This is a genomic window from Vibrio sp. 10N.222.49.C9, from assembly GCF_041474985.1.
Lineage (GTDB): Bacteria > Pseudomonadota > Gammaproteobacteria > Enterobacterales > Vibrionaceae > Vibrio > Vibrio crassostreae_C.
On record NZ_JBFRVD010000592.1, the window covers coordinates 1 to 315 of the forward strand.

Genomic DNA, 315 nt, shown 5'->3' on the forward strand with positions numbered 1-315 from the left:
CTACCCAAGAACGCCCGCTTCATTGGAGGCACTAGTGTATGGACCTGCGACAAAGGCTACCAAAAACAAAGCAACTCATGCATTAAGGTACATCTTCCAGAGAATGCTCATTTTGCTTTCGGGTCGAGTTGGCAATGCGATGCAGGTTTCAAACGTGCTGGAGGTGAATGCCTGGCGATGAATCAACAAGAGCTCGTGAATCAAGTAAAATCCCTTAATCGAATGCTAATGATGCAAATCAGCGAATCTGCTGGTGGTAATGGCAATTGTTCGACAGGCTTCTCTTACTGCTAAAGGGATTGTGATAGCCAGTTC

At 46.0% G+C, this 315-nt stretch carries 1 protein-coding gene; it reads left to right on the plus strand.

Going from position 1 to position 315, the window contains the following annotated elements:
- Positions 1–294, plus strand: a 294-nt coding sequence (locus AB4585_RS24635; protein ID WP_372171381.1) for a hypothetical protein, incomplete at its 5' end; no start/stop codon positions are given.
- Positions 295–315 lie beyond the last annotated feature (21 nt).